This window comes from [Erwinia] mediterraneensis, from assembly GCF_900604315.1.
Classification (GTDB): Bacteria; Pseudomonadota; Gammaproteobacteria; order Enterobacterales; family Enterobacteriaceae; genus Pantoea; species Pantoea mediterraneensis_A.
This window is the reverse complement of sequence record NZ_LR026980.1, coordinates 70,782-94,809: the sequence shown is the minus strand read 5'-3', so window position 1 is coordinate 94,809 and position 24,028 is coordinate 70,782. Positions and strand designations below refer to the sequence as shown.

Genomic DNA, 24,028 nt, shown 5'->3' with positions numbered 1-24,028 from the left:
GCAGCCCGGGTAGAAAGTAACAGGAGGGCTATAGTTACTCACTTGTGTCGACTCGTTAAACGCTTCGGTACTGCATCACCCGGTATCTCCTGATACATTGAGCAGGTTAGAGAAGAGAAGCATTACAAAGAGGCCAAATTTTGTTTACTGAACTTTCCTGGAAAATAATTCATCAGATCATTAACCAGACGATTAATGAGATGATGGATGAGCAGCAAACGCTTGATGTTCTGTCATTGCGTGCGCGCCTACGGGAAATGGCGGAAAAAGAGACGGATGAAGTATTGATACTCTGCTACTGGCAGGCCAGCAAAGTATTGAACCGCTTACCTCCCACCGTTACCGCCAGTCAGTTGATGCACGCTGCGCGACATGCTTTCCGAAGCCCGCTGGATCACGATGTGAATTAGCAGGCACCCCTGTAAACCCTTGACGCCCGTTCCGCTATCGCCCTCTGATCAGAATACGCAAAACTGGTCGGGAGAACAGGACACGGAGCGTAATAATAACCTGTTGAGAAAAAAGGATTTTTATCTTATCTGTTTCCGGGTTGCAAAGTAACATGCCGGAAAATCGGCTTACAAAAAAGCTTAATGTCGAAAAAAACACTATTCGCGTTATTCGCGTTGATAACAGAAACCAGAAGGGAACCCGTTGTCATCCGTCTAAACCCGGCGAGCGGGTCGTAACGGCGCACCCGATGGGTCCGGGTGCGCTGAAAAATTATTGTTGCGGCTCTGCTTTTTCCCCCAGGAAAAAGTACCAGAGCGGAACGGAGAACAGAGCGGTAAACACCGTCGTGTAGAGCGCTATCATCATAATATGCGTCACGTAGAGCTGCAGCGACCATTCGCTGAGCGGAATCGCATAGGCCTCGAGAGCACCGCCGATGATGGCCCGGGTCATTACGCTACCCGCAATCAGTGCGACAACCGCAACGGCAGTCAGAAAGTGACGCTTCTCTTTCTGGCGTATCGCCGAGCGTGCAGTTACCTGCTTCTTCTCCTTCACCAACGGCGCGACAAGGCGTGTCGCCTGCTTATGCTGGTGTTCCTGGCGCATCAGATCAAACAGGATAAACAGCAGCAGGCTCGCTCCCATCACCGGCAGGCTCGCGCCCAGCGCAAACGCCAGAACGAGGGAGATGATTTTCCAGCGACGCGGCAGCGCCAGCCAGTTGGCTACCAGGGTCTGTGTGCTGCGGGCGTCCGGTGCGGCAGGCCTGCGCAGCCACCACAGGCGATAGCCCAACAGGATCAATATGCACAATCCTGCACCAAAGGCCGCCAGCAGAAGCTGATTAGGCAGACCAAACAGAATGCCCATGTGCGCGTCGACGCCCCAGCGTGTCAGCTTCGCTACCAGCGGAAAGTCTCTGAACCTGACCTGATCGACAATCGTGAAGTTATGTGGGTTCACCGAGACGGCATCGACCCGGGAAGGCCAGCTGCGATCAATTTCTGTTACTGTCCAGGCGCTGCCTTCTTTTGCCGGCTGCCGCAGTTCAATTTTTGCAGCCCCGAGGCCAGCCGCACGTGCGGCGCTCAATACCCGGTCCCAGTCACCGTTGGCGCTGTTATTATCAATCCGCAGCGGTCTGCCCATCGGCGTATCCGCGGGCTCAGCCTCCCTCTGGCTGGCGCGATGGTCAGCATGCGCATCGGGCGCTTCTGCAAGTACCGAACGGTCAAGCGCAACGCTGACCTGTGGCGTCAGCCAGCCAAGTTCAGCGCGCAGCTTATTGATATTATTGCCGGCCCATTGTGACCAGGTCAGGCCGGTCACAGAGAAAAAAAGCAGGCCGCCCAGCAGAATCAGACCGAGCGTAAGATGCCAGTGTCGGGTGCGGGCGATGCGGTGGCGGCTTTTGTTCGTCTGACGCTGCGCCCGGTTGCCCAGCCAGAGCACCAGACCGCCGAGCGCAGCCACCCAGAGCCAGGAAGCTGCCAGCTCGCTGTAGAGACGACCGGCATCGCCCAGCAGCAGTCCGCGATGCAGCTTATCGATCCACATTCTCAGCGGCAGCACCCCGCTGGTTCCGTAGACGGTCATATCGCCCTTAATCTGCAACCGGTAAGGATCGATAAACAGGGCGCGTGATTCTGACTCTCCGGCATCGGCAGCAAAAAACTGCACGCGCGTGGTCTCATCGGGCGCAGGCGCAGGACGGACGGCATAAATTTTAACCGTTTCACCGACATAAGCCCGGGCCGCAGCGATCTGTTCAGAAAGGGGTTTCGGTGCACCCTGAGGTTCGACGGCAAGCGCATCGGCATAAAGCGCATTTTCGATTTGCGGTGTCAGAACATAAAGCGTACCGGTCAGCGCGGCGATAAAAATAAAGGGAGCAATAAACAAGCCAATATAAAAATGAAGTCGTCGCAACAGCGCGAAGAGTGCATGGTGCCCTGGAGATGCATGAGTCGTTGAATAAGACATAGCCAGTCCTGTTGTCAGGATAACAAGGTACATCATTTTCTTCCTGACGAAGGCAGGAAAAAAATGATCGGTTAAACAGCGTAAGAGGTACCGGTCAGGGACGGGGGTGGGGCTCGGGGATGAGGAAAACCGTAAGGATGACGCCTCGCGGGCGCACTGATCGTCACGACGGGTTGCACCCGCGCGATTAACGTTATCTGCCAGATAAAAGGCAGAAAGAGCCAGAGTATAAGCGGAACGTGAACCAACAGATCGCAGTAACCGCAGGCCAGTCCCTCTGCCGACATCGGGCGGTGAATGTCTGCTGCCTGCGGATCCTCTTTTGCAACGGCGGCTTCCGGCAGTGGCGTGTTGTGCTGATGCAGATGCGTTCTGGCCGCAACGTCCGTATACGCATCAGGCATTTTTTTCTGGTGCGCTTCTACCAGTGATGTGGACACGACCGGCATCATAAACAGCAGCAGCACAGCCAGTATGGCCAGCCAGGCAGTGAAATGTTGTTGAGCAGTACGCGATACCATCATCAGAGTCGGGCGGGTGGTCAGACATCAGTGGCGGCAGTGTAACGCGAAGCAAAAACAAGTGTTAAGCTATTTTGACATCTGTTGCGCGACAGGCCGCAACAAAAGGCGCTACATCGCCAGATAACAGATGACAAAAATGCCCGGACTGTTTTCGACTTCCAGAGAAACATAGCGATAGTTCACCTGCTCTCCCCGTGCGTTGCGGATGACTTTTTCGCCCTGGCCGATTTTCTCGACGTGCATTTCCTGCCACAGCGTCTGAAAAGCGCTGCTGGCAGAGAGGGCTGTCAGTATCTCACTGAAGCGCGCTTTGCTTTTGCTGAGCGCAAAGGTCGTACGGAAACTGGCAACGGTATGGCGTGCGGCGCACCCCCGGTTTTCAATGCGTTGTTGATATCCATCATAACCAAACATCAGCAGCAGGGAATTACGCTGCTCAACAGGCAGCGTTGACCAGTCGAAAATTTTTTCAGTCGCGGCAGTGTTCCAGTAAATAATATCCATACTGGCAGTACGTACAAAGGTGGGATGGGGTGCCAGATCATCAACGACACGCTTAACCGTCGGTGAAATTTCCTGCGGTGACGCGGAGACCAGCTCACCGCCCGGCACCTGGGCACGTAAGTAATCCATCCGGTACGATCCAGTTTTAGCACCTTACCAATATGTTGTAAGGTTGCAGGACGATGTGACTATCGCGCCCCTGTTCCAGCCATGTATACCAGCTGACCGATACCGCGGCCTGCTGAGCCACCTCTTCACGGCGCAATCCATTAATCCGGCGTCCGGCATGGGAAAAACCGTATTCGGCAGGGTCGATTTTGTGCAGGTGGGAAAGAAGAAACTGGCTGAGAGCGTTCTGGCTTTTCATGATGCGTAAACAGGTACCTGCTGCGGGGGCGCGCATCATAGCATCCGTGCAGTCAATCACAATAAGGTTGTTTTCCTCTCGCTGAAAGAGGCTGACGGGACAGCAACGGCCAGAGAGGTTATCCCGCCGCAACTGTCTCCGTCAGGCCCCCGGGGTTGCACAGGCGCGCTGCCAGAGAGAGGCAGTTCCCGCTAACGTTATCGCCATTCAGCCTGGAACATAATGGTGTCGGTGGTGAAAGAGCCATCCTCTTCAATGGCAAAATAGCCGCGGACCTCTGCGGAGACCTGCTGCTGCAACAGACGTATCGCCTGCCGGAAAGTCTCCGGAGTATTCATCCTCTCTACCCAGGAACTGTACTCCAGTCTCAGTCGATCCGGGATCAGGGCGGTCACCTGCATACCGCACTCATTTACCATGCACAGCCACTCCCCCTGCGAGTAATTATGTACATGTGAAGGATCGCGCAGCATTTCTGTCGTCTGTAACCAGATATCCCGTACCGGCTGTCCGGTTGACGCAATATCCATCAGGATAAACCGGCCGCCTGGTTTCAGGACGCGTCTGATTTCACGCAGGGCCAGTCCCACATCATGCCAGTGATGAGCGGAGTAGCGGCTGATCACTACGTCAAAGCTGGCGTCAGCAAAAGGCAGCTTTTCAGCGTATCCCTGGCAGGTCGTGATATTGGTTAAACCCCGAGCCGCTGCCGCCTCGCGTACGACGGTCAGCATTTTATCTGACAGATCATAAGCCGTAACCTGCGCGACTTTCCCTGCCGCCAGAAAACTGACATGGCCGGCACCACAGCCCACATCCAGTACGCTGGCTTCAGCATCATCATGCAGCCAGTCAGCCAGCCGTATTAAGTCCGCGCCTTGCGCATGAACCTGGCTTTGCAGATAGGCCTGCGCCCGATCGCCAAACTGCGATCCCACTAACTCTTCATGACTGTGGTTTTTCATACGTCGTCTCCGTCTCGTGGCAGGTAAATGTAATAAGCGTAAATCACTATACTGCCGGCTTTATACGGGTACAATATTGCCAGTTATACTGGTATAAGGGGTACCCTCTTTATGGATCACACGCTGCTTTCAGGGCCGAAAGCCCTGGGTGCCTTTTTGCGCAGCCAGCGGGAAAACACTTCGCCGGAAATGCTGGGCTTGCCGGTGATGGCACGGCGCAGAACCCGGGGCTTACGTCGCGAAGAAGTGGCGCAGCTGAGCGGTATCAGTACCACCTGGTATACCTGGATTGAACAGGGACGTGAGATAGTGGTGTCTGCGCAGACGCTGTCGAATATTGCCGTGGCACTGAAAATGAAACCCGCGGAAAGAAATTACCTTTTCCGGCTGGCATTGCAGAGCGATCCGCTGGAAGAGACGATCCCGCAGGTTGACGATGCTGTGCTCGCGGCGGTGCATCAGGTGAACGAACCCTGTTATTTACTCGACCTGACCTGCAATATGCTGGCCTGGAACCGGCCCGCAGCACGGCTGTTCTGTGGCTGGCTGGATCAGGATGCGCATCCTAATATGCTGCAGTTTATGTTTTTGCATCCACTGGCGCAGCAGCTGGTGGTTGACTGGGAGGCGCGGGCCAGTCGTCTCGTGGCAGAATTGCGCGCCGACGCGATGCATTATGCCCATGATGAAACCCTGAACGCCTTTGTGCAGCAGATGACACGCGAAAGTCCCTCATTTCATGCTTTCTGGCAACGCCAGCAAGTGATTGTCAGAGAGGGCGGCGAGCGCGTTTTTCGCCATGCGCAGCAGGGGGAACTGCATTACCGTCAGGTAAGCTGGCAACTGACCAGCAATCGTTCTCTGAAAATGGTGATGTTGCTGCCTGAAGGGAAAACGCCGGCGTAAACCCCGGCGTCCGCTTTTCGCTTCAGCGCTTCAGGCGTTCGAGCATTTTCAATGCGTTCTGAAAGATGGCGTTGGCGATAGGGAAGGGGAAATCGTCCGGCAGCGTTGCCGCAACCCGTTTTACCGCCTGCGGGAATTCCGTAATAAAGAAATCCAGGATCTGCCTCATCTGGTCCGTATCAAAATTCACGCTTTTCGCCGTCGCGATAAAATGCCGCGGGAAAATTTTATCAATGGCATATTTTTTCCCCTGCGTGGCTGTGAGGCCCATCGCCAGTTTCAGATTGCGGATATTTAATCCGGTGCCGCCCAGTACCGGCCAGGCGGAAATCACATCATAGAAGGGGGTTAACCGGTAACTTCCGCCTTTTTCAATGAACAAGGAAAAATTTTTGGCATGGCCATCCGTTGCGCCGATTAACCACTGGAAAACCTGGAACTTCATAAAATGAAAGCGATCGTTCAGCGCATTGCTGGACCCCATCAGCAGCGCCATAATTTCCCGGATACCCGGTCCGCCATCGCTTTCATATTTGATGGAGGAAGGCAGTCCAAATGCCTGACACATATCTTCCTGCGGCAAGCGGATAAGCTGTGTCCGGTCGGCATTCCAGCGCCGGTCAAAACGCTCAACGGCCAGCGCCCGGATGCTGCCGACAGTCATAATCGTGGCGTCCGGGACCCGGAAACCAAGTTCACGGGCAAGGGCAAGACAGAGAAATTCATTTTCTGCACTGGCACTCATGTCCAGCGTGGCCGACGGCTGCCGGATTTCACCAATAGGCAGCTTGATAATATGTGAGGTCGGTGTGGCGCCTTTCGGGATACTCCAGCCCAGATCAGTTTTCAGCAGCGCGGTTTTTTCCTGTGCCCCCGCCACTGAAATACGAAAATCATCTTCTCCCTCGATCATGCCCAGCGGGATAGCGGATTTATACGCTGACAGTACGCGCTCCAGCTTCTCCTCATTCAGCAGTTCATAACGGATATGCAGATCAGGTAACGCTTCGCCGGGGGGCAGCAGCATCACTGCGCCCACGCTGTCTCTGCCAACTTCATACAGCAAATCAAAAGGCTGACGGGATTTTGCCTGATGACGTGCCACAATCCTGTCCCTGATCAGCGGATTGTCGGGTAACAGGTTATCAAAGTAATTAATAACCGCTTCTGACGTGATAGCCGGTAACTGCAGGGGCAGTGACAAAGAAAGGGGCCTGGCCAGTCTGTTGCTGAGCCAGCTTTCGTGATACTGAAAAACATGCGCGCCATTGCGATATTTTTTCAACACGCCGACCCGCTCACCGTTCATGAAGGCAATGAGTTCCTGGATCACCACTCGTTATCCTCTGCAGAGTGATCGGCTGGGTGCGCTGGCATTTCCCTCTGTTCCGGAATATTCATCTGCAACTCAAGTGCCTGCAGAATTTTAAACAGGGTAGCGAGGGTCGTCATGTCCGGGTTGTTTTCGAAATGGGAGATGGTTGACTGCTTAAGCCCGACTTTTCGAGCCAGCTCACTCTGCGTCCAGTGATTTTTCTGGCGGATCAGTTTCAGATAATGCGCCAGCTGCCGGGGACTATAGATCATAAGGAGCACTCAAATAAGAAATCACAGCAATGACCGGAGAAGCAAGCGACGGCCTGCGGCTTAGCAAAAGCGTGCTGCCAGATGACCACCAGGGTATGGCAGTCTACTTATCCGCTATAAAGGTTAATGATTAATTTATCCCTGTTAAGGGATATCGTCAACTTTATCCCTTAACAGGGATAAACTCCTGTAACCTGCGGTCAAATACGCTCACCGCAAACCATTTAAGGTTTTCCTAAGGTTTGCCTGTCATGCTTGGCGGTTCTGTTGATGGCGGAATCCCTGTATGTCCTTAATGAATGTGCACAAACCGGCGCTGAGTCAGCAAAGGTTTCTGGTGTTATTTTCGGCTTATATTGCTGTTTTTTTGAATCTGGCTTTCTACCGCCAGGTGCTTGCGGTATATCCGTTAAGCTCGTTACACAATGTGCTGGTGTTTCTTTCCATGCCGCTGGTGGCGTTGTGCGTCATTAATATTGTCGCCACGCTTTTCGCCTTGATCGGTCTGGAAAGAATTGTCCTGAGCCTGTTCATTCTGGTTTCTGCGGCGGCCCAGTTCTTTATTCAGAACTACGGTATTATCCTCGACCGTTCAATGGTGGTGAATATACTTGATACCACCGCAGCGGAAAGCATTGCCTTACTGACTCCCCGCTTTCTGCTCTATTTCGCTGTTGCCGGCCTGTTAATGGTCGGGCTGGCTTTCTGGGTGCGTATTAAGCCATCCGCCTCCCTGTGGAGAGCGATGGCTAAAGGCGGCCTTAACCTGTTGATTTCAGCGTTGCTGATAATGATAGTGGCGCTGCTGTTTTATAAAGATTACGCTTCGCTGTTTCGTAACCACAAAGAAATAGTTAAAGCGCTGAATCCGTCAAACAGCATTGCTGCTTCCTGGTCTTATTATTCCCATCACCGTCTGGATAATCAGCCTTTAGTGCGTATTGGTCTGGATGCGCACCTGGATCCCCGGATGGCGGCTGGCACGAAAAAGAACCTGACTATCCTGATAGTGGGTGAGACTTCCCGCGCCGATAATTTTTCTCTGGCAGGTTATATCAAGCCGACTAACCCAAAACTGGCCCAGGATCAGGTGATCTTTTTCCCACATACACTCTCTTGTGGAACAGCGACGGCAGTATCTGTGCCCTGTATGTTTTCTAATATGCCGCGCTCACATTATGACGAGTCACTGGCCAGCCATCAGGAAGGACTGCTGGATATTGTGCAGCGGGCGGGCATTCAGGTGTTGTGGAATGAAAATGACGGGGGGTGCAAAGGTGCCTGTGACCGTGTGCCCCATCAGGATATGACCGCGCTGAATCTCCCCGGCATGTGCATCAAAGGAGAATGCTACGACGATGTGTTATTCCACGGCCTTGACGAATACATTCGTCATTTAAAGGGCAATGGTCTTATTGTTTTGCATACGATAGGCAGCCATGGCCCAACTTATTCTCATCGTTATCCGCCGCAGTTCCGTAAATTTGTCCCAGACTGCGACACAAATGAAATTCAGAGCTGCTCCGAAACGCAGCTGGTCAATACGTATGATAACACTATCCTGTATGTCGATTATATTGTAGATAAAGCGATACGCTTATTACAGGCGCATCAGGATACCTTTACCACCAGTCTCGTCTATCTGTCTGATCATGGCGAATCACTGGGTGAAAAGGGGATCTATTTGCATGGCATGCCCTACGCCATTGCACCAGAGCAGCAAAAACATGTGCCTTTGCTGATCTGGTTATCTGATGAGTACCAGAAGCGCTATGGGATAGATATGCCGTGCCTTTCCAGGCTCGCATTGTCAGACTCTTTTTCGCAGGATAATCTGTTTTCAACCATGTTAGGACTGACAGGCACCCTGACCCGGGAATACCAGTCCGCTGATGACATCCTGTCGATGTGTCGAAACAGGAAAAGATGAAAATATTAATTGTTGAGGATGATACCCTGCTGTTGCAGGGGCTGATAATGGCCGTGCAGCGGGAAGGGTATGTCTGTGACGGCGTATCCACCGTACGTGAAGCCGAGGCCAGCCTGGATGCCGGGATTTATAGCCTGCTTATTCTCGATCTGGGGTTGCCTGATGAGGATGGTTTGAAACTCCTGCTGCGTCTCAGACGGCAGAAAATCATGCTGCCTGTGCTTATCCTCACGGCCAGGGATACGGTAAGCGAGCGTATTGCTGGCCTGGATGCGGGCGCTGATGATTATCTTATCAAGCCCTTCGCGCTTGATGAATTACTTGCCCGTCTCCGTGCGCTTATCCGCCGGCATGTCAGTCAGGGGGAGAGCCTGGTGCAGGTCAACGATCTGACGCTGGATATGAACCACCGCCAGATCTATCTGGCCGGCACAGTGCTTGACTTAACGCCGAAAGAGTATGCGATCCTGGCTCGCCTGATGTTGAAAGCCGGTAATCCCGTACATCGTGAAATTCTTTATCACGATATTTATAACTGGGAATCTGAACCTTCGACCAATACGCTTGAGGTGCATATCCACAACTTACGGGATAAGATCGGTAAAGCGTCGATCCGCACCGTGCGCGGATTTGGCTATACCCTGATCCGGAACACAGAACAAAGTGAACCGCTATGAGTCGTTTCTTTGGGATGGGAAAAAACAGCCAAACTCTGCGTTTTCGATTGCTGATAACCATAGGATTTATTCTGTTTTTCTGTCAGGTCATCAGCGTGCTTTGGTTATGGCATGAAAGCAAAGAGCAGATAGAGCTGCTGGTTGAGGCTGCGTTGCTGCATCGTGATGAACAGGGCCATGTGGAAAAGGAGATTCATGAAGCGCTGGCCAGCCTGGCGCTGCCCAGTCTGGTCATGATCGCCCTGACGCTGGGGCTCTGCTTTCAGGCGGTAAAATGGATAACCCGCCCCTTGCTGGAACTGCAGCGGCAACTGGAAAACCGCAGAGAAGATGAGATTGCGCCGGTGAATTATCACAGTGCCGTACGGGAAATCGATGCGGTAACGGTGGCCATCAATCAACTGGTTTCGCGCCTGGCGGCCAATCTGGAACGGGAACGGCTGTTTACGGCTGATGTCGCCCATGAACTGCGTACGCCCCTTGCCGGTCTGAGGCTGCACCTGGAACTGATTGAGAAAACCTATCAGATCCCGGTCCAGCCGCTTATTCAACGTCTGGATCAAATGACAAACAGTGTATCGCAGTTACTCCAGCTGGCACGTGTCGGTCAATCATTTACCGCAGGGAATTACCAGAGTCTGATGCTGGGCAGAGATGTGGTGTTGCCGATGCAGGAGGAACTGGAGATTATGCTGATGACACGCCAGCAGCAACTGAGCATCAGCCTGCCTGAGGATGTGACTCTGCGTGGAGATGCGACGTTGTTACGCGTACTGCTGCGTAATCTGGTGGAAAATGCCTGTCGCTACAGCCCGGAAAAGAGTCGGGTTAGTGTGAAAGTTGTAGCCTTACCTTCTCCCACACTGATAGTGGAAGATGAAGGGCCGGGCATTGATGAAAGCAAAAGCGGGGAGCTGAGCCGGGCTTTCGTCCGTATGGATCAGCGTTATGGCGGCATCGGCCTCGGACTGAGCATTGTCACCCGTATTGTCCAGTTGCATAAAGGACAGTTTTTTCTTGAAAACCGAAATCCCGGGCCTGGCTGTCAGGCCTGTATCTGTTTTCCTGAGTAAACAATCAGGTGGTAAACCATATTTTCAGGAAACTCAAAATAACTGTCACGCAAAGCAACAGCGACACATATTCATTCATTGACCACTCAGCCTGTTTTTTCATCATCCGCTCCTTAAAGGTTCAGAAAAGTATAACTACGGAAGATTAAGGAAACCTTAAGCTACGGGGGAGAGATTATTGCTGCAAAGCACAAGCGTCAGCAAAGAGAAACAGCGGATGTCAATAAACGGAACGGAGCCGTCGGCGGTTCGTTTCACCGTTGCGTTATGCCCCTTGCGTTTCGCTGAAATTTTTATCCTTCCTGAATTAAGCGATGTATTACGCCAATTATTAGCGTGGTTAATCATGCACAAAACAGGAGAGAAAGAGGTCGCTATGACGAATTAATATAAATGTCAGTAGCTTTATTCTAATGATTAAGATCAGCGGAAAACAGTGCGAAATAATATTGACATGGCCGTTAAAGCAACTAAATTTAAGAATAACAGCGACACAATATACCAGTAAGCGTTATTGTGCTGTTGTTTACGTAAAAAGGATGCGATAAAGGCCGCGAAGTGTATGTTTTATGGGGTAATCATAACGGGCAGATTGCCTGCCGTTATGATGGAGCTTTCAGGCCTTGCAGTAAAGTTTGACTGTCGCATAACAGGGGGGACGCAAGGGCGAAAAGCGACTCTCTGCGCGCGTTTGGGTTATTCAACTGTTTATGCATGCAACAGGCCAGAATAGCGGTAAACAGCGTTACAGATGAGGCGTTTAATCGTTCAGGTGATCTATACCTTTGGTTTTTCTCAGGACCGGAGGATACATACGGAGCATTACCATTAGGTTCAACGTATGGGAGGACATGTTATCGAGTGTCGAATATTCCTGGGACCACCAGTACGTCTCAACACGGTATCGAAGCAGTACGACATTATTAAGTTAATTAATGCGAAACAGTGAATCTGAAGTATTTTAAAAGGCCTCTGCCAGACGACGCGGGGGCCTTTTTATTTCGCCCTTTCTGTTTTTATCACGATAAAGGCTGTGCGTCACAACGCTGTTTAACCGGCTACCGGCGGGCGCACTTTTGCGCAGAGATACTGTGGCGGACAGGGCCGGGCGCTGCAGCTTGCTCTGATCTGCGGAGAGACAGCATCCCCCGTAAAACTATTTTTTTATTCGGGAATAAACTGGCGTATTTTCTTTATGGCCGGTCACCTTTAACGTGTGCGCCTGTTTTGTTGCTGATAAGAATTTTCACTATGAAAAGTGCTGCGATTGCACTCACCGGATGCTTTACCCTGATTGCTGTCATGGGCATGGGCCGTTTTTCACTGACCCCGCAGCTACCGGTGATGATTAACGAGGGGAGTCTGACGCTCTTCAGTGCAGGTCTGCTGGCATCGATGAATTATGTCGGTTACCTGCTGGGTTCCATTTATGTGATCGGGTTGCGTAAGCGGCTGGCGCTGCATCTGCATGTTGGATTGTGGGCGACGGCGGCGGTGACCTTTTTCTCGTTTCTGTCGGCCAGTCTCTGGTTTCAGTGCGTTTGCCGTTTTATTGCCGGCGTCGGGGGAGCCTGGGCATTGATTATTGTTACCGCCTGGACGCAGGCACAGCTGGCGCAACGTAACAGCCCGCGTCTCTCTGCCGCCGTTTTTTCCGGTCCGGGGGCAGGGATAGCGCTGACGGGCCTGCTCGCCTGGCTGCTGGCTGCCCATCATGCCAGCGCGGCCCAGAGCTGGCAGGTCTATGGCGGAGTCGCACTGCTGATCGCACTGCTGTTTATTCCGCTGCTGCCAAAATCGCTGGCGGATAAGGCAGAAAGCCAGGAGGACGCCCAATCCGCTGCGGCCACGCCGCGTACGCTGCTGGTGGCTTATACCCTGGCGGGATTTGGTTATATCATCCCCGTTACCTTTTTGTCGCAGCTGGCGCATACCCTGTTACCGGGTAGCGCACTGAGCGCCCTGTTCTGGCCGCTTTTTGGCCTTGCTGCAATTGCCGGTGTGCTGATGGTGATCTTCTTCGGCATGCGCGTCAGTAGCACCAGGGCGCTGGCGTTCGCGCTGGGGTTGCAGGGCATGGGCGTGGCGAGCGTGATTATCTGGCAAAACGAGCTGGGACTGATTACCGCTACACTGCTGACTGGCGGCTGCTTTCTCGCCATTATGCAGTTGACGATGCGTCGGGGACGTGAGCTGCATCAGGGACAGGTGTCGCGCATGGTGGGGGTACTGACCACCGGCTACGCCAGTGGTCAGCTTGCCGGCCCGCTGGTTTCTGCGCTCAGCGTCTCACTGTTTCATTCGCTGATGCCCGCGCTGGCCATAGCTGTGGGCGGTTTGTTGTTTGCGGCAGCAACCATACTGTACAGCCGCCGCGCCGTGCTGGCTGCGGAATAACGCTCAGGGTGCCAGCGTTCGGCTGGCATCCGTTGCCACTATCCGCGCGTGCTCTGGGAGAGCAGCTGGGTTTTCACATTCTCCGCTGCCCGTTTCCCGGCCAGAAAAGCGTGGTCAGAATTATAATACTCCCATTCGCTGTAACGACCCGACAGATGGATATCCTGCGTCAGCAGCCACTGGCGAATCAGGGTGACGTTTGCCTTGCGCGCATGGTCGTAGACCACATAGGCGTAAGGCATATCCACCTCATTGGCGGTGAGAATCACATCGTCGGCGCGCATCATGCCTACCTTAATGCAATCCTCCACACAGCGGGCAATCAGCGCCTCGCCTTCTGCCGGCAGGGGGTTATCCGGGCAGTATGTGATTTCGCAAGTGAGGCCGAATCTGCCTTCCGGGTTACATTCTGGGCTGGCGTTGCCCTGGACAAAGATACGGTGGAAAATGGTTTCACCGGGATAGTAAATCCAGTGTTTCTCCGTCAGTGCTGTACGGCCAATACCCAGATTGACGCAACGTACCGAGACATGGCGTAATTTTTTCGCCGCGGCCTGCACATTTTGCGGGACTTCATCTCCCATCAGCTTAATCAGTTCCGGCAGGGGCATGGTGCTGATTAACTGGTCATAGCGATAATGGCGTCCGTCTGCGAGGATCGCGATATGCGCCTGCGGCAGAATTTTTGCAATGGCGGCATTAGTTTCCAGCGTGCATTTCAGATGGGGCAGGAAGCCATTCATCAGCGCCTGGAATCCACCGCGCAACGGATAGCCGAAACGCGCGTTAGGCCCAACCGGTTTTGCCAGTGGCTGCAGCGCGCCGTCAATAATCTGCTCCAGATCGGGCAGTGGTACGCGTCCGCCCAGCCAGGAGGTTTCCATCTCGGTCAGCGGCAGCTTCCACAGCTTTCTGTTATAGGGCAGGGCAAAGTGGCGGGCAATGCCTTTGCCCCAGGTACGCATAATAAACTGTTCAAAATTTTCGCTGGCTTCCTCGTCCCCGGCCGCCGGGCAGGTTTCACCATCCGGTACTGCGCCATCGGCACAGCAGTCGCGGCGATAGCTCCGGTTTTCACTACGCAGCTGACCTTTCACCGCTGCAACTTCCAGTGGCACAGTGCGCGCTTCGGTTTCGCCATAGCGTGCTTCTATCGCACCAAGAATACACTCTTTGATCACCTCTGCCGGTAAGCCATAGAGGGCAGACTGGAAGGGATAACGGGTATAAACGCCATCGTTATACACCCAGGCTTCACGATCCTGCCAGTGCAGATTGTCTCCCAGCAGCATTTCATACAGCTGAAGGACATAGGGATCCTGCGAAAACATAATGTGTCCGGCGTAATCGAAGGTGAAACCCTTATCCTGCACCGAACGACACCAGCCTCCGGGCGTGTCATTCTTCTCCAGAATCACCGCCCCTTCGCCATAGTGGTAACCTGCGCTCAGGCCGGTAGGCCCCGCACCAATAATCAGACAGGGCACCGGATCCGTATCTTCATTAACGGGCTTCAGCCAGCTTACTGCGGGCTGTAATCCGGCGGGTTCACCTGCATGGCGCGTATTTTCATCCGAAGTGGTCATAACCTGATGCATCAGCTGGAACATCTGCTCTGCTGTGTGATCCCAGGAGGTGGCAGCCACCCTGGCGCCCATCTGTTCAGCCAGCTGCTGACGGGCGGCTGGCGGGAGCTGCAACGCATTTTCACAGGCCTGAATAAATTCCTGCTGGTTGTAAGCGATAGCCACCAGCCCGGAATAGTGACGTTCAACGTCAGTAATGGCCGTACTGACCACAGGCAGCTGGGCAGCCATATATTCCAGTACTTTGGTGGGACTGATAAAGCGCGTTGAAGCATTCAGCGCAAACGGCATCAGACAGACATCCCAGCCCGCCAGAAATTGCGGGAGCGCTTCATAAGGCTGCTGACCAAACCAGTGGATATTGGCGCGCTGGGGCAGTGTTGCCGGATCGATTTTGACTACCGGCCCGACCATCACAATCTGCCAGTCCGGATGGCTGTCAGCCAGGGCGGCAATCAGCGCCAGATCCATCCGTTCATCAATAACGCCGTAATAACCAAGGCGTGGCGCAGGTAGCGCGCTCTGCAGCGGGTGGCCGTTATTGCGATCCAGCGCCTGTTCAAAATGTAAGGCATCTACGCTGCTGGGGAAGCAGTGTACCTGCGGATGTTTGCTCTTTTTCGCCTCATAGAGGCTGGTGCCGCCGGTAAAGACCAGATCCGCGCGGCTCATCAGCGCCGATTCACGTTGTTGCAACTGGCGCGGCGCGTGATTAAACGCGGAAAGCTCATCCATGCAGTCATAGATCACAGCACAGGGCTGGAAGGGTGTTAACAATGGCAACGCCATAGGGGTATAGAACCAGACCAGCGGACGCTCATCTTCATCCACGAGGGTCGAGAGCAGCAGCTGAAGCGGCGCGATCTGGCTGTCATGGAAGCCCGGGGCGTCAACATCGGTGTGTGGCTGAATCACGGTAATATTCGGGGCGGGCGAACTCTCATGCAGGCCCGCCGGGCCTGGCTGATAAATCGGCTCTTCAATAAACAGAACCCGATAATGTTGCGCCAGACGTGTCAACAGGTGCTGTGGACGTTGAAAAACAAAACCCCAGCGCAAGTGACTGAATACAATTAACGTAGGTTGTTTCATACCGTTCTCCTGAGCCAGCTTGGCAGATGAGATAAACAATTGAAAATTCCGCAGTGAACGTTGCGCCTGGCGCAGCGCATGGGCATAAGACGGTTGTAACTGACGTGCTGAGGGATCAGGACCGTGCCGATCGAGATCCCAGAGTCCACTGCGGGTCCAGAATGTTGTATCCTCCCATTGTGGTCGATCGATAATGGGATAGAGGCAGATACCGAGCAGGTCTACGCCGGCCAGTTGCGCCTGCGCCACTTGTCCGGCGATTTGTGAAATCCAGGCGGCCCGACCGCTGCCGACATGGCTGGTTTCTGCCAGCAGTAAGGGCCGCTGATAACGTTGCTGCAGGGCCTGTAACATTTCATGCAGCGGCTTACGCCGCGGGTCACCCAGGTGCCAGTAAAGGCGTCGGGTAGAAAAGGCTTCCCATTGATTGGCGTGATAATAATTGACGCCGATCAGGTCAAGATAATGTTCAGCACCACCCAGTTCAGGGTCGCGCCTGCCAGCGATCATATCCCAGGCCTGATATTGTGATTCACATAACGTCCGGGTCAGTTCGTGACAGGCAGCGCTGTCCTCATCGGCAATGACATGAATGATGGGATCGCAGTGCAGAAAGCGCGCCCGGGGATCGGCCTGCCAGATGGCATCACAGGCTGCCAGCGTGGCGCGCACCAGCTGGCGTTTACTGGCATCGCCCCGGTTATGCTCAGGTGCATCCGGACAGAAAAATACCCCGGCTTCAATCCCCCAGCTGAGAAAAGAGATCTCATTCATCGGGGAGTAGACGGGGGCTTCCTGATACCAGGGGACGAGGTAGCGAGCCAGCGCTGCGCAAAAGGCGGCGAAACGTGGCACAAAGTCTAACGAAAACAGGCTGAGATCTTCCGGCCAGCCGTAGTGACAAATTGTCCAGCTGATCTGGATACCCTGCTCCCGGGCTGCCTGCATGCGCAGCGCAACGGAAGAGAAGTCGTAGTGTCCGTTAGCCGTTTCCGCCAGCCGCCAGCCAACGCTTTCACGAACGGTGCGAATATTGAAGCGCCGGAGCGCGGCATAATCTTCGCGCGCGCGCGCCAGATGGTCGTTAATCTCGTTCATCGACAGCCTGTTACCCTGAGGGTTGATATGATCAGCTCCTTCATAACCGGCCTGCCAAAAGCTGGAAAATAACGTCATTCCGTTTCCTCTGAAACTTGCAAGTAAAACAACCACGCTGACATTCCGCCGGTCGACGGGTCAGGAGTGAAAACATTACTGTGCAGACTGGCTGAGAGAGCCATTCTGGTTGGTCAGGCACTCCATGCCGAAGGTGACAGACATTTACGCGCGGCCTGGTGGAAGCGGTTCGCGGTTACTGCAAATAAGGGATAGCGTGGAGAGGGAATGAACGCTATCAGAAAAATTTTTTCACTCCCGCTTTCGAATTAAAACGAAACTGGTTTCGAAGCGAAATCTTTTTCCAAAGTATAGGCAAGACGCGTTGTTGTGCAAGCAACTGAAGATAAAAGAGAAAGCCAAGCGGCAGCAGATTTCTCCGTCACTTTACAAAAGCGCGGCCGCAAAATGATAACCCTGTAAAGCCCTTAGGAGGCCTAAGCGCAGCGGGGAAAAAGGAAGGAAAGGGTCAGCGATTTGCAGAGGAGAGTGACAGATCAGCGTCTATGCTTTTTACAGGGTAGCGGGAGGTGACTGACCCGCAGACAGGTGGCCAGGTCACCTGTAATAGCTTCAGACAAACAGGAAAAATACCTATGACGGGGAAACCACTGCATTTTGTTACGCTGACAGGCAGCCTGCGCGCCGACTCTTTTAACCGCGCTGTCGCTCACACGTTGCCGGAGCTGGCGCCCGCAGGCGTCACCATCGATCATCTGGGATCGCCGGGCGATTTTCCTCATTATAATGCTGATGTTCAGGCGGAGGGCTTTCCGGCCCCGGTGCAGGCGATGGCCGCAGCCATTGGCGATGCAGATGGTCTGATCATCGTGACACCGGAATATAACTATTCGGTGCCGGGGGTGCTGAAAAACGCCCTCGACTGGTTATCACGCGTGACGCCTCAGCCGCTGGCGGGGAAGCCGGTGCTGATCCAGAGCGCTTCACCAGGGAATGTGGGCGGTGCGCGTGCGCAATATCATCTGCGCCAGATCCTGGTATTTTTTGATGCGCGCGTGATGAATAAGCCTGAAGCGATGATTGGGCAGGTGAATGCGAAGGTAGAAGATAATGTGCTGGTGGATGAGGTGACGCGCACCTTCCTGCAGGGCCAGCTGAAAGCCTTTGCAGCTTTCGTCGCGGCCTGAGGGTAACTTGCTGAAAAAGCCTCTGGCGGGAATGTTCGCCAGAGGCTGAAAAGCTTATTTTTCGGTGCCGAATCCCTGTTCTTTCAGCGCAGGCAACACATTCGGGAAGTAGATACTTTTATAGTAGTTGCCAACAGTCTTACTCCAGCTCTCGCCACCGTCACGTTCGATGGTTTTCCAGTGCTGGATCAGCTCGTCATTATGTTGCGCGATCAGCGTATCCAGCGCTTCGCTGTTATAGCTTTCATCATGACGGAAGGTTGGCAGTGGCAGACGCGGTTTCAGCGCCGCGGGCTGATCAACATAGCCGAGCGTTAAGCCATTTACCGGGAAGGTCATTTTCGGCAGATTAAGCAGCTTAATCACTTCCAGCGGATCTCTGCGAATCCCGCCAATCGGCACCACGCCCAGCCCTTGGGAATGGGCAGCCGCCATGGCTGAAGCCAGCGCAATACCCACGTCAATACTGCCGGAAACGATACTCTCGATGCTCTGGTGAGCCATTTGGGTTTCACCCGCCAGCTTCATGCCCCGGGCGGTTTTATGCATATCCAGCACAAAAGTGATAAACACCGGTGCCCGGGCAATCCAGGGTTGGCCGCCTGCCAGCTCAGCCAGTTTCGCTTTGGTTGCTTTATCGCGGGTCACGATCAACGAAACCTGCTGGGAATGTACGGATGTCGGAGCACGATAAGCGGAATGAATAATATTATTCAGTATCTCATCAGGGATCGCTTTATCAAGAAAACTACGATCGCTGCGATGATTAATTAAAGTTTCAATGACGTTATTCATTTTTATTCCGGCGTTTTAACAGAGGCTCGATTATATTTATCCGCTGGCCAGACCGTTTTACACTCTGTGCCGGGTGCTGCTGACCATGCAGCACAGCCCGTTAAACCCTGGGCCGGGCGGTATCACCGGGACATCGCCTACCGCTTGCGCTATTAAGGAAAACTTTACTTTCAGGAGGTTATATGAACAGCACTATTACTGTCGTTGCGTACATTAATGCTAACGCAGGTCATGAAAAAGACGTCGAGCAGGCACTGAAAACGGCGGTACAGCAAGTACAAAGCGAGCCGGGCTGTGAACAGTATGTGCTGCACAAAAACCTGGATGACGCAGGACAGTTTGTCATGATTGAGCGCTGGCATTCTTCTGAAATGCTGGATCAACACAATCAGGCTGAGCCGCTGCAACAACTGCTGCGGGCGCTTGAGGGCAAGGCCACCTTAAGCGTGCATAAAATGACCCCGCTCTGAGCCACATCAGCCCGGCGCGCTGTCGCACTACAGGGTTGCCGGGGTGAGCTCGTCTGAAATCCTTTCTTTACGGAGACGCTCTTTCCACACGTGATCTGCAGGACCTGTGATGAGTGACAGTATGTAACATTGTCCTCTTTCCCTTCTGAACTGAACTAGGCTTAACGGTGAAGTCACGGGCAGACAGTTATTTTACTGATTTGCCTTAGCGGATGAGTTTCTTTCATTAATCGCCGTTGCGCCGGGAACATCATGACAACCCAACCCTCTGATGAAAAGCCGCAGGATAACGCTGAGGCTGTACTTAAGCTTGCTGAAGAACAGATCTCGCTGAGCAAAAAGCGGGTGGTGGATGGCCGCGTGACGGTGACCCGCTCGACGACACAACATGACGAAGTCATCAACACCTTTCTTAATCATGAACGGGTAGAGGTGGAGCGGATTGAGAAATCCCAGCCGGTGGAAACGATGCCGGAAATTCGTGAAGAGAATGGGGTGTTGATTGTGCCGGTTGTGGAGGAAGAGATTGAAATTGTCAGGAAACTCGTCCTCAGGGAGGAACTGCATATTCGCAAGATCGGGCAGCAGGTTCCTTTTCAGGAAGTGGTAACGCTAAGGAAACAGCACGCAAAAATTGAACGAGAGGAAGTCCCCTCTTCATCACAATCCCTCAAAGAGGAATAGATCATGGCCCATGAAAAAATCGTTACCTCATACAAAACGCTGGCCCAGGCGGAAGGCGCCAAACGTAGCCTGCTGAAGGCTGGCTATCCTGACAGCGATATCGATATTCTCTCTGGCGAGCGTTTAGCGTCTGAAGGTCATGACGCTCTTCGCCCCAACCTCTGGCAGCGTCTGTTTGGCGATACGGTAGATGATGAACAGGCTGCTGTGTATAACGAAGCGCTCGCCTCTGACGGCGTGGTGCTGACATTGCGTGCCGATGAAGATCAACTGCCACGCGCGTTAACCATTCTTGATGCCCATGAATCGATCGATACGCCGCTGCAAAATACGCCTGATTACCAGGACACCAGCGGCAGCGTTTCTACGGTCTCCCCGTCAGCGGATCCGATTATGACCGGTGACCGGGGGGCTAACCTGTCGGAGACACAAAACAGCGCGCTGACCGGTAATGACACGACGCCGCTGCGTACCTCGCTGACTGGCGATGAGAGTGAGGAGGAGGTGCTGCGTCTGGCGCAAGAGCGTCTGGAGGTAGGTAAACGTCTGGTGAGTGAGGGTTCGACCCGTGTGCGTCGCTACACCATCACTGATGAAGTGACCCATGATGTTTCGCTGCGCGAGCAGCATGCGGATATTTTCCGCCGTGACATCAATCAGCCCGCGCAACCCGGTGAAGTTGACTGGTCAGAAAAAACGGTGGAAGTTACAGAAACCCACGAGCAGCCGGTTATCAATAAAACCGCTCAGGTTACCGAAGAGGTGGTGGTGCGAACAGACGCCAGTGAGCGGGTGGAAACCGTCAGCGACACCGTGCGGCGTCAGGAAGTGGATATTGATCATACCGCGCCGGAAACACGTGAGAACGACACGCTTGCTGGCAGCAGCGCGACGACAGACAGCACGGCGACCATTGATGATCCCGCTACCCCGGTTTCCCGAGCAGAGGATCAGGATCGGCCGGGCGTTACGCCAGCCTCCGGCAGCACTCAGCACGATGATCAGACTTTACTCGACAAGGCCACTGACAAAGCCGAAACGGCAAAAAACAAAGTGCAGAATAAATTTGACCAGGGCTAACGTCACGGCACATGCGGCGGGTTATACCCGGTCGTTAACCTGGTTATGCACCGTTTCTGCGGATAACCCGGTTTATCAGACGCCTGGCGATTATCTGTATAAGAGAGGGTCGCCAGCTTTCTTTTCTTCTTTCCCGCCACCCGCTTTATACGGGTGTTTTTTTCTGCACAAAAGGCCGGAGCTGTCAGGTTGAGTTTTGTCTCGCCTCTGCTGGACGTAGCGGGCGGCGGCCTAATCTGTTAACCCGCGTTGTCAGTGAGCTTTCCAGCGATTTCAGATGTCTACCAGCAGGCAGGGGAGCGAACCTGTCTTAATATAGGGCACGATTTCTGGTTTCCGGCTCAGACTACAAACGCTGAACCTACAAGCTGATCAGAATCGACTGCGCGGATATTTCTCTTCAAAAGATAAAAGGTTCACATGGCTGACCGGTGCGTTAAATGTTTCGCTCCTCTGACTTCAGAAGAGAAGTTTTTCTTTTACTGCAACTGCGAACAATGCGAAATGGATACCGCTGTGGTCATGGATGAAAATCACCGCTTTATTAAATCACCTGTTTTTATTCTGCGCCTGATACTGTTTTATCTCCGACGCTTCTGGTTTCGCTACTTACAGCATCAGCGCCAGCGCTGACGGAAGCCCTTCTTCAGAGAGACTGCCAGTAGAGCGGCGATCCGTAGACCGTGACGAAATAGTCAATCACGGCTCTGATATTGAGTGGAGGATGACGCGCATGAGGATAAATGGCGGCGATCTGCTGAGGCTCGGTATTAATCGCAGCCTCATAATCCGGTAACAGCCGGATAAGCTGTCCTTTTTTTAACGCATCGCCAATCAGCCAGTCCGGGAACAGCACCATGCCCATCCCGTCTAATGCCGCCGTCAGGAGGGTTTCCGCATGATTGGAGGTCAGCAGCGCGGCAACCGGGTAGTGCACCCAGGCCCCTCCGGGTATCCGGAACAGCCAGCGGTTGGGACCGGAGGAGCCTTTATACACCAGGCATTGATGCTGGCTGAAGGCGTCAGGACTCTCTGGTGACCCGTGTTGTCGTAAATAGGCGGGCGCGGCGGCAAGATAATAGCGCTGGGTGCCAAAAACTCTGGCGTGAAAGGTGGAATTGGTCAGGGTGCCGATGCGAAAAATGATATCCGCGCCCTCACGGTGTGGGTCGATGAAGTCGTCAGTTAATACCAGTTCCATCAGCAGACGGGGATAACGGACTGAAAGTCCCGTCAGCCAGGGCGCGATATGACGCTGTCCGAAAAAGACCGGCGCATTCAGGCGAATTAACCCCGACGGCTCCACGGCGCGGTCCTGCAACTCCCGGCGTGCTTCACTCAGCTGCTCGGTCATGACGCGGGCATAATCCACAAAGAGCCTGCCCGCCTCGGTGGGGATCACCGCACGGGTATTGCGATAAAACAGCTGCTGACCCAGCGCATCCTCCAGCTGATAAATAATGCGTGACACCATCGAGGCAGAGACCCCCTCACGCCGCGCCACTACGGAAAAACTTTGCGCATCGAACACGCTGATAAAGAACTGTAGCGCCCGCATACTGATTGCGCTGGCTGCCTGCATTTGTGCAAATCCTGCAAAAGTGTTTCCTGAATTATAACGTTTTTCGCCAGGCTGCGCTGCTGTATGCTGCGCCACCTGAATAACCGGAGACGCCGTAATGCCGCTTTTATTGATAGTACTCGTTATTGCGGGTGGGATGGGATTGTCTGTTGAGGCAGGTCTGCTGGGGCCGCTGGCCGGTAAGGTGGGCGATCTCTGGGCAACGTTCAGCATTTTCGGCGTCGGCGCCGCGCTCACCTTTCTGCTGATGCTATTCTTCAGTCCACGTCACAGCCCTTCTTTTTTTGCCCAGCCTGGCTGGCAGCTGCTGGGTGGGGTGCTGGGCCCGGGTTACGTGGTCATTCTGACGCTGGCCACACCCGTGATTGGTATCGCCATGACGATGATAGGCATCCTGGCGGGGCAGGTATTTAAAAGCCTGATCATTGACCATTTCGCACTGTTTGGCGCAGCGCGGCGCAGAATTGACAGCAAAAGGCTGATTGCGCTGATGTTTATTATTGCTGCGCTCGCGCTGGTTGCGCAGGGCTAAGGGGGAGAAAAGTGACGGTTCTGATGATTATTCTGGCGGTGCTGGGCGGCGCTTTACTCAGCGTGCAGGCGACGATTAACGGCCAGCTGGGCAGCCGGGTGGGCGTATTGCGCAGCGCTTTTCTGACGTTTTCTGTGGGCGCGCTGGTGACTGCACTGCTGATTTTCTTTTTTGAACCCAGGCAAGCGCTGACCCTGCTGGATATGCCGAAATGGCAGCTACTCGGGGCACTGTGTGGCGTGCCTTATATTGTCATCATGGTGCTGGCCGTGCAGCGCATCGGTACGGCGGTGGCGACTGTTGCGGTGATCTTTGGCCAGCTGGCGATGAGTATGCTGATTGACCACTTCGGCTGGCTGGGTAATGCGACGATACCTTTTTCGCTGAACCGCCTGGGGGCCGTTATCTGTCTGGGAATCGCCTTATTTTTTATCTATGCCAGTAACACAACCAAAGCAGAGGCAGTTGCGAAACGCCGACAGCAGGCAGCGATGCGTCACTGAACCTGCACGCCAGACAGGCACAACAGGGGACT

22 protein-coding genes are annotated in these 24,028 nt (G+C 53.8%); 12 read left to right on the top strand and 10 right to left on the bottom strand.

Annotation, left to right across the window (positions count from 1 at the left end; genetic code table 11):
• The first annotated feature begins 140 nt into the window (after window positions 1-140).
• Window positions 141-410 carry a hypothetical protein gene (locus E0E17_RS19430; RefSeq protein WP_130835816.1) on the top strand — a complete coding sequence of 90 codons (270 nt, stop codon included), beginning with the start codon at window positions 141-143 and terminating at the stop codon, window positions 408-410.
• Between the two features lie 313 nt (window positions 411-723).
• Here the strand turns inward: E0E17_RS19430 and E0E17_RS19425 are convergent, their stop codons facing one another.
• The 5 genes from E0E17_RS19425 to E0E17_RS19405 all read right to left on the bottom strand — a co-directional run bounded on the left by E0E17_RS19425 (window position 724) and on the right by E0E17_RS19405 (window position 4,799).
• Window positions 724-2,439 (bottom strand): DUF2534 family protein, encoded by a 1,716-nt coding sequence (locus E0E17_RS19425; RefSeq protein ID WP_130835815.1) that lies wholly within the window; start codon window positions 2,437-2,439, stop codon window positions 724-726.
• Window positions 2,440-2,510: 71 nt separating this feature from the next.
• Entirely contained in the window at window positions 2,511-2,963 is a 453-nt protein-coding gene (locus E0E17_RS19420) for a DUF2946 domain-containing protein (protein WP_130835814.1), read from the bottom strand.
• 108 nt (window positions 2,964-3,071) lie between these two features.
• Window positions 3,072-3,596 carry an MmyB family transcriptional regulator gene (locus E0E17_RS19415; protein WP_130835813.1) on the bottom strand — a complete coding sequence of 175 codons (525 nt, stop codon included), beginning with the start codon at window positions 3,594-3,596 and terminating at the stop codon, window positions 3,072-3,074.
• Window positions 3,597-3,612: 16 nt separating this feature from the next.
• On the bottom strand, window positions 3,613-3,834 hold the full coding sequence (locus E0E17_RS20660) for a helix-turn-helix domain-containing protein (protein WP_207302108.1): 222 nt from the start codon (window positions 3,832-3,834) through the stop codon (window positions 3,613-3,615).
• 197 nt (window positions 3,835-4,031) lie between these two features.
• A complete protein-coding gene (locus E0E17_RS19405) occupies window positions 4,032-4,799 on the bottom strand; it encodes a class I SAM-dependent methyltransferase (protein ID WP_130835812.1) in 768 nt (255 codons plus the stop codon).
• A gap of 111 nt (window positions 4,800-4,910) precedes the next feature.
• Here E0E17_RS19405 and E0E17_RS19400 point away from each other — a divergent pair, with 111 nt between their 5' ends.
• Window positions 4,911-5,705, top strand: a complete 795-nt coding sequence (locus tag E0E17_RS19400; RefSeq protein ID WP_130835811.1) for a helix-turn-helix transcriptional regulator — start codon at window positions 4,911-4,913, stop codon at window positions 5,703-5,705.
• 22 nt (window positions 5,706-5,727) lie between these two features.
• Here E0E17_RS19400 and E0E17_RS19395 read toward each other — a convergent pair whose 3' ends face one another.
• Together E0E17_RS19395 and hipB are read right to left on the bottom strand one after the other, a co-directional pair.
• Window positions 5,728-7,035 (bottom strand): type II toxin-antitoxin system HipA family toxin, encoded by a 1,308-nt coding sequence (locus tag E0E17_RS19395; protein WP_130835857.1) that lies wholly within the window; start codon window positions 7,033-7,035, stop codon window positions 5,728-5,730.
• Window positions 7,035-7,292, bottom strand: coding sequence for a type II toxin-antitoxin system antitoxin HipB (hipB, locus tag E0E17_RS19390; RefSeq protein ID WP_130835810.1), 258 nt, complete (start codon window positions 7,290-7,292; stop codon window positions 7,035-7,037). Before hipB ends, E0E17_RS19395 begins: the two co-directional genes overlap by 1 nt.
• Window positions 7,293-7,578: 286 nt before the next feature.
• On the opposite strand from hipB, the gene eptA reads away from it, so the two are divergent.
• From eptA to E0E17_RS19370, 4 genes are all read left to right on the top strand, one after another.
• Window positions 7,579-9,222 carry a phosphoethanolamine transferase EptA gene (gene eptA, locus E0E17_RS19385; RefSeq protein WP_130835809.1) on the top strand — a complete coding sequence of 548 codons (1,644 nt, stop codon included), beginning with the start codon at window positions 7,579-7,581 and terminating at the stop codon, window positions 9,220-9,222.
• Window positions 9,219-9,899 carry a two-component system response regulator PmrA gene (pmrA, locus tag E0E17_RS19380; RefSeq protein WP_130835808.1) on the top strand — a complete coding sequence of 227 codons (681 nt, stop codon included), beginning with the start codon at window positions 9,219-9,221 and terminating at the stop codon, window positions 9,897-9,899. The genes eptA and pmrA overlap by 4 nt, the downstream gene beginning before the upstream one ends.
• A gap of 14 nt (window positions 9,900-9,913) precedes the next feature.
• Window positions 9,914-10,972, top strand: a complete 1,059-nt coding sequence (gene pmrB, locus E0E17_RS19375; RefSeq protein WP_439654646.1) for a two-component system sensor histidine kinase PmrB — start codon at window positions 9,914-9,916, stop codon at window positions 10,970-10,972.
• 1,251 nt (window positions 10,973-12,223) lie between these two features.
• Window positions 12,224-13,369 carry a YbfB/YjiJ family MFS transporter gene (locus E0E17_RS19370; protein ID WP_130835806.1) on the top strand — a complete coding sequence of 382 codons (1,146 nt, stop codon included), beginning with the start codon at window positions 12,224-12,226 and terminating at the stop codon, window positions 13,367-13,369.
• 38 nt (window positions 13,370-13,407) lie between these two features.
• Here the strand turns inward: E0E17_RS19370 and E0E17_RS19365 are convergent, their stop codons facing one another.
• Window positions 13,408-17,223 carry an NAD(P)-binding protein gene (locus tag E0E17_RS19365; RefSeq protein ID WP_130835805.1) on the bottom strand — a complete coding sequence of 1,272 codons (3,816 nt, stop codon included), beginning with the start codon at window positions 17,221-17,223 and terminating at the stop codon, window positions 13,408-13,410.
• A 575-nt stretch (window positions 17,224-17,798) separates the two neighbouring features.
• On the opposite strand from E0E17_RS19365, the gene E0E17_RS19360 reads away from it, so the two are divergent.
• Window positions 17,799-18,350: an NADPH-dependent FMN reductase gene (locus E0E17_RS19360; protein WP_130835804.1), complete on the top strand. Its 552-nt coding sequence runs from the start codon at window positions 17,799-17,801 to the stop codon at window positions 18,348-18,350.
• 54 nt (window positions 18,351-18,404) lie between these two features.
• On the opposite strand, the gene E0E17_RS19355 is transcribed toward E0E17_RS19360, so the two are convergent.
• Complete coding sequence (locus E0E17_RS19355) at window positions 18,405-19,145, bottom strand: NADPH-dependent oxidoreductase (RefSeq protein ID WP_130835803.1); 741 nt, start codon at window positions 19,143-19,145, stop codon at window positions 18,405-18,407.
• A 182-nt stretch (window positions 19,146-19,327) separates the two neighbouring features.
• On the opposite strand from E0E17_RS19355, the gene E0E17_RS19350 reads away from it, so the two are divergent.
• From E0E17_RS19350 to E0E17_RS19340, 3 genes are all read left to right on the top strand, one after another.
• The gene (locus tag E0E17_RS19350; RefSeq protein ID WP_130835802.1) at window positions 19,328-19,615 is read left to right on the top strand and encodes a putative quinol monooxygenase; all 288 of its coding nucleotides are present in this window, start codon (window positions 19,328-19,330) and stop codon (window positions 19,613-19,615) included.
• Window positions 19,616-19,867: 252 nt separating this feature from the next.
• Window positions 19,868-20,299 (top strand): YsnF/AvaK domain-containing protein, encoded by a 432-nt coding sequence (locus E0E17_RS19345; RefSeq protein WP_130835801.1) that lies wholly within the window; start codon window positions 19,868-19,870, stop codon window positions 20,297-20,299.
• A 3-nt stretch (window positions 20,300-20,302) separates the two neighbouring features.
• The gene (locus E0E17_RS19340) at window positions 20,303-21,379 is read left to right on the top strand and encodes a YsnF/AvaK domain-containing protein (RefSeq protein WP_130835800.1); all 1,077 of its coding nucleotides are present in this window, start codon (window positions 20,303-20,305) and stop codon (window positions 21,377-21,379) included.
• Between the two features lie 646 nt (window positions 21,380-22,025).
• Here the strand turns inward: E0E17_RS19340 and E0E17_RS19335 are convergent.
• Window positions 22,026-22,961: a LysR family transcriptional regulator gene (locus tag E0E17_RS19335; RefSeq protein ID WP_130835799.1), complete on the bottom strand. Its 936-nt coding sequence runs from the start codon at window positions 22,959-22,961 to the stop codon at window positions 22,026-22,028.
• Window positions 22,962-23,058: 97 nt separating this feature from the next.
• Between E0E17_RS19335 and E0E17_RS19330 the strand changes: the two genes are divergently transcribed.
• Entirely contained in the window at window positions 23,059-23,493 is a 435-nt protein-coding gene (locus E0E17_RS19330) for a DMT family transporter (protein WP_130835798.1), read from the top strand.
• Between the two features lie 11 nt (window positions 23,494-23,504).
• On the top strand, window positions 23,505-23,996 hold the full coding sequence (locus tag E0E17_RS19325) for a DMT family transporter (protein WP_130835797.1): 492 nt from the start codon (window positions 23,505-23,507) through the stop codon (window positions 23,994-23,996).
• Window positions 23,997-24,028 lie beyond the last annotated feature (32 nt).